General features: G+C 60.3%; 13 protein-coding genes. 7 read left to right on the top strand and 6 right to left on the bottom strand.

The features are described from left to right. Positions 1-63: 63 nt before the first annotated feature. From AC3RCM_RS15900 to AC3RCM_RS15885, 4 genes are all read right to left on the bottom strand, one after another. Entirely contained in the window at positions 64-993 is a 930-nt protein-coding gene (locus AC3RCM_RS15900) for a LysR family transcriptional regulator (RefSeq protein ID WP_020191787.1), read from the bottom strand. A gap of 98 nt (positions 994-1,091) precedes the next feature. Next, entirely contained in the window at positions 1,092-1,601 is a 510-nt protein-coding gene (locus AC3RCM_RS15895) for a flavin reductase family protein (protein ID WP_492629016.1), read from the bottom strand. Between the two features lie 25 nt (positions 1,602-1,626). Continuing rightward, the gene (locus tag AC3RCM_RS15890) at positions 1,627-2,661 is read right to left on the bottom strand and encodes a methionine synthase (protein ID WP_064490951.1); all 1,035 of its coding nucleotides are present in this window, start codon (positions 2,659-2,661) and stop codon (positions 1,627-1,629) included. A gap of 26 nt (positions 2,662-2,687) precedes the next feature. Continuing rightward, positions 2,688-3,671: a DUF1852 domain-containing protein gene (locus AC3RCM_RS15885; RefSeq protein WP_492629015.1), complete on the bottom strand. Its 984-nt coding sequence runs from the start codon at positions 3,669-3,671 to the stop codon at positions 2,688-2,690. Positions 3,672-3,901: 230 nt separating this feature from the next. Between AC3RCM_RS15885 and AC3RCM_RS15880 the strand changes: the two genes are divergently transcribed. Continuing rightward, entirely contained in the window at positions 3,902-4,402 is a 501-nt protein-coding gene (locus AC3RCM_RS15880; protein WP_010953616.1) for a peroxiredoxin, read from the top strand. An 86-nt stretch (positions 4,403-4,488) separates the two neighbouring features. Next, positions 4,489-5,427, top strand: coding sequence for a LysR family transcriptional regulator (locus tag AC3RCM_RS15875; protein WP_492629014.1), 939 nt, complete (start codon positions 4,489-4,491; stop codon positions 5,425-5,427). On the opposite strand, the gene AC3RCM_RS15870 is transcribed toward AC3RCM_RS15875, so the two are convergent. Further along, positions 5,404-6,534, bottom strand: a complete 1,131-nt coding sequence (locus AC3RCM_RS15870) for a porin (RefSeq protein WP_064490953.1) — start codon at positions 6,532-6,534, stop codon at positions 5,404-5,406. The genes AC3RCM_RS15875 and AC3RCM_RS15870 overlap by 24 nt on opposite strands. Before the next feature lie 373 nt (positions 6,535-6,907). Between AC3RCM_RS15870 and AC3RCM_RS15865 the strand changes: the two genes are divergently transcribed. Beyond that, positions 6,908-8,209 (top strand): MFS transporter, encoded by a 1,302-nt coding sequence (locus AC3RCM_RS15865; RefSeq protein WP_064490954.1) that lies wholly within the window; start codon positions 6,908-6,910, stop codon positions 8,207-8,209. A gap of 1 nt (position 8,210) precedes the next feature. Continuing rightward, complete coding sequence (locus tag AC3RCM_RS15860) at positions 8,211-9,395, top strand: M20 aminoacylase family protein (protein WP_104887456.1); 1,185 nt, start codon at positions 8,211-8,213, stop codon at positions 9,393-9,395. A gap of 171 nt (positions 9,396-9,566) precedes the next feature. Here the strand turns inward: AC3RCM_RS15860 and AC3RCM_RS15855 are convergent, their stop codons facing one another. Beyond that, on the bottom strand, positions 9,567-10,118 hold the full coding sequence (locus AC3RCM_RS15855) for a GNAT family N-acetyltransferase (RefSeq protein ID WP_492629013.1): 552 nt from the start codon (positions 10,116-10,118) through the stop codon (positions 9,567-9,569). Positions 10,119-10,220: 102 nt separating this feature from the next. Between AC3RCM_RS15855 and AC3RCM_RS15850 the strand changes: the two genes are divergently transcribed. The 3 genes from AC3RCM_RS15850 to xth all read left to right on the top strand — a co-directional run bounded on the left by AC3RCM_RS15850 (position 10,221) and on the right by xth (position 11,659). Further along, positions 10,221-10,556 carry a hypothetical protein gene (locus AC3RCM_RS15850; RefSeq protein ID WP_232968615.1) on the top strand — a complete coding sequence of 112 codons (336 nt, stop codon included), beginning with the start codon at positions 10,221-10,223 and terminating at the stop codon, positions 10,554-10,556. Between the two features lie 66 nt (positions 10,557-10,622). Continuing rightward, complete coding sequence (locus AC3RCM_RS15845) at positions 10,623-10,865, top strand: hypothetical protein (RefSeq protein ID WP_003254042.1); 243 nt, start codon at positions 10,623-10,625, stop codon at positions 10,863-10,865. Then, entirely contained in the window at positions 10,862-11,659 is a 798-nt protein-coding gene (xth, locus tag AC3RCM_RS15840; RefSeq protein ID WP_104887459.1) for an exodeoxyribonuclease III, read from the top strand. The genes AC3RCM_RS15845 and xth overlap by 4 nt, the downstream gene beginning before the upstream one ends. Positions 11,660-11,708 lie beyond the last annotated feature (49 nt).

Here is an 11,708-nt window from a genome sequence, read left to right as displayed (position 1 = left end):
GTTGGCGGTACGGGCATGGCGCGCCATGGCCGGCACTGAGGTTCGCAAACGCACGCCCGGCTTTCAGAGAACCGGGCCTGACGCCACGCTGACACCGGCCAGCGTGGTGAACGAGATGTCCTTGGCCGTGAGCAGAAAATCACGCACGTACGGCACCTCCAGCATGTCACTGCGCAGCGCAGCATAAAGGTTTGCCTGCAGGCCGTGTTCGCCAAGGCGCTTGGCGGTTACATAGCCGCGCGAACTGTATTCGTGCACGGCCCAGTTGGGCAGGCAGCAGACGCCGCGCCCGGACGCAACCAGTTGCATCATCATCACGGTAAGTTCCGAAGTACGTACCTGTGCGGGCTCGACGTCGGCGGGGTCGAGGAAGCGGGTGAAGATGTCCAGGCGGGTGCGTTCGATCGGGTAGGTGATCAGTGTCTGGCTGGCGATATCGGCGGGCTCCAGGTACGGCTTGTGGCGCATGGCGTGGTGGTTGTCGATGGCCAGCAGTGCCTCGTAGCTGAACAACGGCACGTAGCTGATACCCGGCAGTGTCACCGGGTCTGAGGTCACCACCAGGTCCAGGTCGCCGCGCTCCAGGGCTGGCAGTGGCGCGAAGGAAAAACCCGAGGCGAGGTCCAGTTCCACCTCAGGCCAGGCGCCGCGGAACTCATCCACTGAAGGCATCAGCCACTGGTAGCAGCTGTGGCACTCGATGGCGATGTGCAGCCGTCCGGCGCAGCCCCCGGCCAGTTTGCCCAGGTCCCGTTCGGTATTGCGGATCTGAGGCAGCACCTGATCGGCCAGCTGCAGCAGCTTCAGCCCGGCGCTGGTGAAGCGCACCGGCCTGGATTTGCGCACGAACAGTGGCATGCCGATGCGCTCTTCCATATCGCGGAACTGGTGCGACAGGGCTGATTGGGTCAGGTGCAGGCGCTCGGCGGCCTCGTGCAGGCTGTCGGTTTCACGCAGCGCGTGGAGGGTTCGCAGGTGGCGTAAATCGATCATGAGTAAAATGGCGGATCAACGCAGTAATGGCGGGTTTTCTTCACTGCTGCGTGATCCTGACAATTCCTTTGATGGGTTTTCCGTGAGTGGGGTGAGGCTCAAGCCGCGTGATGCGCGGCGAGGTTGCAGTACTGCCCCTTGAAATACAGCAGCGGCTGCGTGGCAGCAGTTGCCTGCAGGTTCAACGCTTTGACTTCGCCAATCACGATCAGGTGGTCCCCGGCGGCATGTTCGGCGTGAATTTCGCAATCAAGCCAGTGCAGGCTGCCGGCAATGATCGGGTTGCCCAACGGCGACGCTTGCCATTCGACGCCGTGCCACTTGTTGGCGCCGCGCCGGGCAAACTGGTTGGAAATGCCGACCTGCTCACCTGACAGGATGTTGACCGTGAAGCGGCCAGCCTGGCGAATTTTCGGGTAGCTGGCCGAACTGGACATCACACTGAATGACACCAGCGGCGGGCTCATCGATACGCTGTAGAACGACTGGCAGGTGAAGCCGATCGGCTCACCTTCGTGGTGCGATGTAATCACCGTGATGCCGGATGCGTAGTGCCCGAGTGCCTGGCGAAAAGTCGACGGCTCGATCGCCGTACCGGAAAGCAACATGGTAGGTCCTGTGGCTGCATTCATTTCAGCGTGCGTTAGCGAGTTCCTGACGGACGATGGCTGCGCCTGCACTCAAGGCCTTGAGCTTGCCGCTGGCTACCTGGCGGGGCAGGGGCGCCATGCCGCAGTTGGTGCAAGGGTAGAGCTTGTCGGCATCGACGAATTGCAGTGCCTTGCGCAGGGTGGCGGCGACCTGTTCGGGTGTTTCAATGACATGGGTGGCCACATCGATGGCGCCGACCATGACTTTCTTGCCGCGAATCAGCTCGAGCAGGTCCATCGGAACATGCGAGTTATGGCATTCCAGCGAAATGATATCGATGCTGGACTGCTGCAGTTTGGGGAAGGCCTGTTCATATTGCCGCCATTCTGAACCGAGGGTTTTTTTCCAGTCGGTGTTGGCCTTGATGCCATAGCCATAGCAAATATGGACGGCCGTTTCGCACTTGAGGCCCTCGATGGCCCTTTCCAGGGTAGCCACGCCCCAGTCATTCACGTCGTCAAAGAAAACATTGAATGCCGGTTCGTCGAACTGAATGATGTCCACGCCCGCGGCTTCCAGTTCTCTGGCTTCCTGGTTGAGAATCTTGGCGAATTCCCAGGCCAGTTTCTCGCGGCTTTTGTAGTGGTTGTCATACAGTGTGTCGATCATGGTCATGGGGCCGGGCAGCGCCCACTTTATCGGCTGTGTGGTGTGCTGGCGCAAGAATTTGGCATCTTCGACAAACACCGGTTTTTGTCGAGCGACAGCACCCACAACCGTCGGTACGCTCGCATCGTAGCGATCACGGATTCTGACGGTTTTCCGTTGTTCGAAATCAACGCCGCTGAGGTGCTCGATAAACGTGGTGACAAAGTGCTGGCGGGTTTGTTCGCCGTCACTGACGATGTCGATACCGGCGTGTTGTTGTTCTTGCAAGGCCAGGCGCAAGGCATCCTGTTTGCCTTCGACCAGTTGCTCGTCTTGCAACTTCCACGGTGACCAGAGTGTTTCGGGTTGAGCAAGCCAGGCGGGTTTAGGCAGGCTGCCGGCCGTGGAGGTGGGTAGCAATTTGTTCATGAACAGTGACCTTGTGCTTTGAATGTTCAACGTGCGTATTGAGCGGACCATTGCGCCAGCGTGGCCTGGTAGGGTTTGACAAATTGCTCCTCGGCAAATTTGCCCTGCTCGATCGCCAGGCGGCTGCGCTCTTCCCGGTCATAGACAATGCGCGTGAGCGAGTAGTCCTGGTTCTTCAGGCTGGGCTGGTAGGCCTTGCCCGCAGGAGAATTGGCGTTGTAGATCTCGGGTCGGTAGATTTTCTGGAAGGTGTCCATGGTGCTGATGGTGCTGATCAGTTCAAGGTTGGTGTAGTCAGCCAGCAAGTCGCCGGCAAAATAAAATGCCAACGGGGCGACGCTGTTCGGCGGCATGAAATAGCGCACCTTCAAGCCCATTTTTTTGAAGTAGTCATCCGTCAGCGAGTACTCATCCTGCTGGTACTCAACACCTAGCACAGGGTGCTGATTTTCGGTGCGCAGGTAAGTCCTGCTGCTCGATACGCTCAGGCAGATAACCGGTGGTTTGCTGAAGTGCTCCTGGTAGGTTGGCGAGTTGACGAAACACTTGAACAGGTTGCCGTGCAGCTCACCGAAATGATCGGGTGTGCTGAAGGTCGACCGATGCTTGTTATGCTCCAGTAACAGTACGCTGAAGTCGTAATCGCGCACGTACGAGGAGAAGTTGTTGCCTACCATGCCTTCGAGGCGAGTATTGTTCTTGCGGTCGATAATATAGGTTTTCAATATTTCGATCAGCGGCAGGGCATTGCCGTGCTGCGCGTTTTCAATGTTCATTTCCACCGATATGATGTCCAGCTCTACGCGGTAGCGATCATGTTCGGGGTTGTCCCAGTGCGCCAGCGCATTGAAACGGTTGTTGATCATCGCCAAGGTATTGCGCAGGTTTTGCTGACGGTTTGCACCCCGTGCCAAATTGGCGAAGTTGGTCGTAATGCGGGTGTTTTCGGCAGGGTGATAATGTTCGTCGAACGCAATGCGCTTGACGGTGAATGTTGGCGCTTTATCCATGGTAACGGCTTCCAGGTGCCTGAGTGTGAGCGATCCAGTGCTGGTCAGTTGCGTAGCTGAGTCGTTCACAGCGTAATCTTGATGTGTTTGATTGAGGCGTATCCTAGGTGGGGCGCTGCATGAATGATATTGAAGTTATTTCACAGGTTTTTTAGCTCTGCTCATGATGCGTTGCCTGGTTGACTGCGGCATCATGGCTGCCTGGCCTTCACCTCACCCAGGAGACAGCGATGATCAAAACCGGCGATCAATTGCCCGACGTTACCCTTTATCAATACAACAACGACGCAGGCGCCTGCGCGATCGGCCCCAAGGCCTTTTCCATTCGCGAGCGTTGCAAGCACAAGAAGGTGCTGATCTTCGCATTGCCGGGCGCGTTCACGCCGACGTGCTCTGAACGTCATGTTCCCGGTTATGTCGCGGCGGCCCCTGCGTTGTTCGCAGCTGGCATTGACGAGATCCTGTGCGTCTCGGTGAACGATGCCTTTGTCATGAACGCCTGGGGCAACAGCTTGCAGGTCGGGGATGCGGTCAAGATGATCGGCGATGGCAATGGCGAATTCAGCGAGGCGCTGGGCCTGACCCAGGACCTTTCGGCACGCGGTTTGGGGCGGCGCTCGCAGCGGTATGCGATGTTGGTCGACGACCAGGTAGTCCAGTACATTGCGGTTGAAAGCCCCGGCAAGTTCGAGGTCAGCGATGCGGCCAGCCTGCTGGCTGTGTTGCGCTAGCCATACCTTTCAGGCCTTGCCGACAACGGCTGTCAGGGCTGCCAGAACACCTTTCGAATCGGCCGCTAACAACAAGGTACAGACGGTTGAAACTTCACCAACTCAGGGCGCTGGTCGCCATTCATAACGCAGGCAGCATCCTCGAAGCCTCCAAGCTCATGCACATTACTCAGCCCGCGCTGAGCCGTTCGATCAAGGAGCTGGAGCGGGAGGTGGGGTTTACCCTGTTGCAGCGGTCGCACAAAGGCATGGCCCTTACCGAGGAAGGCAAGCGTGTCATCCGCCACGCCAACCTCGTGGTAGAGAGCATACGCCGCCTGCAGATCGAAGCGGCGAGCATTCAGGATGCGGCGCTGGGCGCCGTGTCGATCGGGGTGACGTCGTTGACGGCGATGCTCGATGGCGTCGATGAAAGTATCCTGGCCTTTCGGCGCAAGTACCCGCGGGTGAAGATCACCATCACCGACTTGCGCCCCAGCCAGATCCTGCAGCGCTTGCGCGATGGCAGCCTGGACTTTGCCATTACTTCGCAGCAACCGCTGAGTCGGCTGAGCCTGGACTGGGAGGCGCTGGGCAGTATCAAGGGCAGGGTGATTTGCCACGCCTCGAATCGGCAGAAGTTCAGCCAGTCACTGCGCACCTTGCAATACGCCCCCTGGATCAGCCTGGACGAGTTGTCCGACCAGGCTTCGCAGTTTCACCAACTGTTCGAGGCCAACGGCCTTCGGGTGCCACAGAACACCGTTGAATGCACTTCAGTGATGATGGCGCTGAAGCTGTTGAAGAACACGGAATCGTTGATGACCATCAGCGAACTGGCGGTGGACCAAGGGTTTACCTACGGTATCGATTGCGAGTTCGTCGCCATGGAGGTGCAGGAGTTGATTCCGGATTACCCCATCAACCTGGTCTGCATTGACCGCCACAGCCTCACGGCGCCTGCCCAGGAGCTGTTCCACAGCTTGCGCGGGCAGGTGCTCAAGCAGACCCGCCCCGTGGGGTCAGAAGTGGTAGTACATGCCTAGCGAGACGTTGCTTGGGTTATCGCCCGCCTGATCCACCGGGGTGCCGGCGTAGGTGACCGACGAGGCGCGCTGGTTGGCGATCATGCCGAGGCGTCCATAAAGGGCCCAGCGGGGGTTGATGAAATGGTCGTAGCCGATCATCACACCCCACGCGTCCTTGTCGCGGGCGCTGACCTGGCGTTGCATCACCGCCAGGCGCAGCACGTCCAGCTCGCCCACCGGCGCCATCATGCCGAAGGTGTAGAGCGTGGTGCTGGGCGTGCCGGCCTGGTCCACGTCCTGACGTTGCCAGGTGAGGCTGGTGGCCAGCGGGCCGAAATCGTAGAACGCCGACAGGCTCTTGAAGTCGTTGGCGGTCTGGCGTGAGACACCACCGTCGTCCCATGGGTCGCTGTAGTACCGGTTGTATGAGGCCAGCAACATCACCCGGCTGTTGCGGTATTGCAGCCGGGCGCCACCGCCACGCACGGTGCGCCCAGCGCTGGCGGCATCGTCGAAGCCGAAGCTCAGCGCGGTACCGAGGCTGAAGCCGCTGAAGGTCGGGCTGGTGTAGGCCAGGGTGTGCTTGGGGCGCAGGTCAAGGTAAAAGGCGCCCTTGCCGGCGGCAGGCAGGGCCAGGTAGGTGTAGGGCGAGCCATAGGTGGCCAGGAACGGGTCGGCGTAGGTGGGCGTGGCCATGCCGTAGGTCTTGCCGAACTCGAGCCTGCCCAGGGTGCGCGAGCGCAGGGCGACTGTCGCCAGGCGCAGGGTGCCGACGGTATCCCAGGTGCCCTCCAGGGCCTCGCCATTGAGGTTGAAACCCTCCTCGACGTCAAGCTCCACCACGGTATCGGGGTCAAGCGCCTTGCGTGCGTACAGCCCGAGCTTGTTGGTCCAGGCGCCGCCACCGGCCAGCCTGAAACCCGAGTGGTGCTGTGAGTCGTGATAGCTGGCGAATGCATCCACGGTGCCGTACACCTTGAGCGTGTCATCGAAGCCGTAATCCAGCCCGTAATAACCAAAACCCGGCGCAATCCGCGCGAGCGTCGGAAAACCCTCTGCCTGTGCCTGCGCAGCAAGGCAAGCCCCTTGGATCATCAACAGCAACGACGTAATGCGAGTGTTCATTCACGACTCCAGGCCAGCACGGTGATGTGGTGGCTTTAGCGTCGGTGAACAGAACGTTGCAGCGTGATTGCTTATTCGGTCAGGTCATGCCGTTTGGTTAATCAGGGGCTGGCGCGGCGTGTGGATTGGCGAGCGCATCCGCGTTAGACAGGCTTCGTACCCGCGCCAACGCTGCGCTACGGATGCTGATCTGTGGGCGTTATTGGGGCCGCGCGCGGAGCGAGGGCGGACTGTGCGCCAGCTCAGGGCAATTTGGCCAACGATCGCGCCGGCAAATTGCTAATTGGTTATCCCTATGCCGAAACTGCAAGTGTATTGGGTGCCCGATTGGCTGATATTCGCTGCACGCCGCGATTTGCCAACGGAGACAACAATGATCAGACCGCTACCCACATCGCCAAGCCTGCAAAAAGGTGCGCATTCAGCCGCGCAGGTATCGTCCTCCCGTAAAACCTTGGTCGCCTGCTCGTTGGGCAATGCGCTGGAAATGTACGACTTCACGATCTACAGCTTCTTCGCTGTACTGATCGGCAAGCACTTCTTCCCCTCTGACTCGGCCATGGCGTCGTTGTTGATGTCGCTGGCCACCTTTGGCGTCGGTTTCCTGATGCGCCCGGTCGGGGCGATGGTCATCGGTCGCTATGCTGACCGGCATGGACGCAAGGCCGCTTTGAGCCTGACCATCGGGCTGATGACCCTGGGCACCGCAATGATTGCCTTCGCGCCCACGTATTCACAGATCGGGATTTTCGCCACCTTGCTACTGGTGACCGGCCGGCTCATCCAGGGCATGTCGGCAGGCGGAGAGGTCGGTACCGCGTCGGTGTTCCTGATGGAATCCAGTGCGGTCGGCAATCGCTGCCAGAGCGTCAGCTGGCAGGCCGCCAGCCAAGGCTATGCCGCCTTGGTGGGGGCCGGCTTTGGCCTGGCCCTCAGCCAGTTGCTCGACCCTGCCGCGCTGGAAAGCTGGGGATGGCGCATACCGTTCATCTTCGGCCTGCTGATCGGGCCAGTCGGTTGGTACATACGCACGCGGTTGCCGGAAACCCATGAGGCCGCACCGGCGCAGAAGGCAGCGCAGGGGCTGGATGCCGAACTGCTCAAACGCATCGCCCAAGGCATCGGCCTGATGGCCAGCTCGACCATTGGCATGTACCTGTTCGTGTTCTACATGCCGACCTACCTGACCACCGCCTTGCATTATCCACCCGGCAGCGCGATGGCGATTGCCTGCATCAGTAGCGGTTGCATGGCCGTCATCTGCCCGTTGGCCGGCAAATTCGCCGACAAGTATCAGCTCAGAAAACGCCTGCTGGTGTGGACGGTCGCCGCGCCGGTGGTGTTGACCCTGCCCGTGTTCTATCTGCTTGGGCAAGTGCAGCACATGGGCCTGGCCATGATGGGCGTGGCGATCCTGATCTTGCCGACCTGTATCGGTGCCGGTGCGTTCTTCGCGCTGATCATGGAGGGCTTCCCGAAGGCCAGGCGCTCGTTCGGCACCTCGGTCAGCTACAGCCTGGGGGTGACCCTGTTCGGTGGTTTTTCGCCGTTGGTGGCCACCTGGCTGATTGCAGCGCTGGGCACGCCGTTGGCGCCAGCCTACTTCCTGCTGGCCGGCGGCGTCGTCAGCCTGGCCTGCCTCAGATACTTCCCTGAAAACAAAGGATGCGAGTGATATGGGTATTTTGCAGAGCAATCAAACACCGGGCTCAGCCGCCGAGCTGGATGAGTTCGTCATGCTGCGCCGGCAGATCCACGCTGCGCCGGAAATTGGCGGCGACACCCCCGATACGGCGGCCCTGGTAGCCGACAAGCTGCAAGCTTTGGGCTATGAAGTGCATCGCAATGTGGGCGGGCATGGTGTGGTCGGCGTGCTGAAAGTGGGGGACAGCCCGCGCAGCATCGGTTTGCGTGCAGACATGGACGCACTGCCCATGGGCGAAAAGAATGCGTTTGCGCATGCCAGCAAGATCCCCGGCCGCATGCATGCCTGTGGCCATGACGGGCATACCGCGATCCTGCTGGCAGCCGCTGCGCAACTGGCGACTACACGCCAGTTCAACGGGACGTTGAATGTGATATTCCAGCCCGACGAGGAGGGCCTGGCAGGGGCCAAGGCGATGATCGACGACGGCCTGTTCGAGCGCTTTCCGTGCGACTCGGTGTATGCGCTGCATAACATGCCCGGCTTGCCGGTGGGCACGTGCGTGGTGCAGGCGGGGCCTACCATGGCGTCTTCCGAACGTGTCAGCATTCGGATTACCGGTAAAGGCGGGCATGGTGCGATGCCGGAACTGTCGGTAGACCCGGTGATGGCGTTGAACAGCCTGATCAGTGGCATCCAGACCATCAAGTCGCGCAACCTGAGCGTCGAGGACTACGCCGTGATCAGCATCGGCATGATCCAGGCCGGCACCGTCTACAACATCATCCCTGACGAGGCCTGCATGTTGCTGAGCGTGCGCACTGACACGGCCCAGACCCAGCAGAAGATCAACAGCCGCATTGACGCCTTGGCCAAGGGGCACGCAGAAAGCTATGGCGTGGAGATCGAGGTGCAATTCACCCAACTGGCGCCCGCCTTGTGCAACAGCGATCACGAAAGCACGTTGCTGCGTGACAGCCTGAGGCCGTTGTTCGCCGACGGCGCGCTGCTGGACAAGATGCCGAAGAAGGTCATGGGCACCGAAGACTTTGCCTACATGTTGCAGGCGCGGCCTGGCTGTTACTTCATGCTGGGCAATGGCACGGGCGAGTTCCATGGGTGCTCGGTGCATAACCCCCACTACGATTTCAATGATGCGTTGGTGAAGATTGGCGCTGATTGTTGGGTGAAGTGGGTTCAGGACTATCTGCGTTGACCCCTTTGTCGGGGCTTGCCGGGGCTTCCACAGCTCCGGCAGGTGCCGCCTTTGCCGCGGAGAATGCCCGGCGGTGCATGGCACCGACTTCGCCGGTGTTCGCGGGCAAGCCCGCGCCTGCAGGCTGGACTGCCTTTTGACCCTGCATCATCTGCGCAGGCCGAGGCAGGGTCAGGTTTGCCTCCTGTCGAGCCAGGCACTGCGTGTCATCTCCCATACCTCTACCCGCATCTGCCCAGCGACAAAATGCCCGTCTCGCGTTGCCACCCTGCGCATGCCCTCATACTCCGAAACCCTGCGTGAAGCATGGTTGGCAACCGCTTTGGGAACCTGCATGACCGGACGCGACAATGTCTCGAACCAGTATGTGTTGATGACCTGACATGCTTCGCGCATATAGCCTTGCCCCCACCACTGCGGTGCAAGCCAGAAGCCTCGGTTGTTTCCAGGCTGTTCATACAGGCTGATGCTGCCAATGGCGTTCTCGGTTGCATCGCGCAGCCGGATCATCCAGTGCCATTCGCGGCCCGCCACCATGGCCGGCAGGGCGATATCGCGCACATAGATCAATGCGCCGTCTTCCGGGTAAGGCCACGGCACACGACGGTTCAGATAACGGACGATCTCCCACTGGGGGAACAGTTTCTGAATGGTTGCTGCATCTCCCAACTGAAGGGGTGTGAGAACAAGACGGTCTGTGAACAGCGTTGGAAGGCAATCCATGGCACTCGCTCCTGAGCTTGCGGATAATGCGTCTGAGACTTGTGAAACCTGGTATCCATGCGTCTGCGCCGAAATAGTCTACGCTCTTAGCCGAAGCGCGTCGTGACAGGCTTCATCCCGTTATCGTCGCTCTGGCGATTCACACCGACGGACCAGGCTCGGTCCAAAGAGGGTGCTGCAATGGCGACTATCGACACCGAGAACCTTGCAAAGGGGCTGCAGCAGGTTGAAGCCTGCTGGCAGGCGTATACCTCGTCACAGCGGCTTGTCGAAGGCCTCAAGGGCAGCGACCTGAGCAGTGCCATTGAAACCGCCAACCGCGATTTCACCAGGTTTCAGAACCAGTGCCAGCTGTTTTATGCCGAAGTGCGCAAGAGGGCAGCGGATGCGAACAAGCTGGAGAGCGACATGGCACGGTACCCCCATTACTTTCAGTGACGTCCTGATTGAACGTCGCGCTGTGCCCGGGTTCTGACAAGCAAAGGGTACAGCGAGGACGCTTTCATGAGCATCGAACGCAACATTCCCGAGCTTGAAGCCTGGTACGCCCAGTACGACGACATCAGTTACCGGCGCGCGTCACCGGATGCCTACCACCATGAACTGCTTCGCACAGCCGAGGCCCTGCGCGACGACGGTGCCATCGACTGGGACGACTGGTTGGCGCTCAAGGCGCTGGCCGATGAGGCGCATATCCGCGCGCTGGAAGATGCCGTGCAGGCCCATGTGAGCGACCCGGACGCATGAAAGCGCTGAAGATTGCCACCTTCAACATCAATGGCATCCGCAGCCGTTTGCCGGCGCTGCTGGCCTGGCTGGAGCGGGAGCAGCCCGACATTGCCTGCCTGCAGGAGCTGAAGGCGGCCGATCAGCAGTTCCCTCGCGCGGAGCTTGAGGCAGCAGGCTATGGCAGCCTTCATCATGGGCAACCGTCATGGAACGGCGTGGCCATTCTGGTGCGGGGCAGGGATCCGCTCGAGGTTCGCCGCGGCTTGCCCGGCCTGGAAGAGGACAGCCAGAGCCGCTATCTGGAAGCTGCGGCACACGGGGTGTTGGTCGCTTGTCTCTACCTGCCGAACGGCAACCCGCAGCCCGGGCCCAAGTTCGATTACAAGCTGCACTGGTTCGAATGCCTGATCCAGCATGCGCGCAGCCTCCAGGAAAGTGGCCACCCCACGCTGCTGGCAGGGGATTTCAATGTCGTGCCCACCGACATGGACATCTATAACCCGCGTTCCTGGCTGAAGGACGCACTGCTGCAGCCTGAGTCGCGAGCGTGTTACCAACGACTGCTTGACCAGGGCTGGCTCGATGCCATACGCCATCTGTACCCGGACGAGCGTGTCTACACCTTCTGGGACTATTTCCGTAACCACTGGGCCCGCAATGCCGGGTTGCGAATCGATCACCTGTTGCTCAATCGCGAGCTTGCGCCTTATCTGAAACGGGCGGGTGTCGATGCATGGGTGCGCAACGAGGCCAAGGCCAGCGACCATGCGCCCGTCTGGATCGAGCTGGGTACGCGTCGTGCTCGGTCATAGTCGGTTCAGCACATGAACGAGCGCCGGGCTGAGGCGCTCCGACAGTAGC

This window comes from Pseudomonas sp. GW823-FHT05G12, from assembly GCF_058795575.1.
This window is presented reverse-complemented; position numbering and strand designations above follow the sequence as displayed.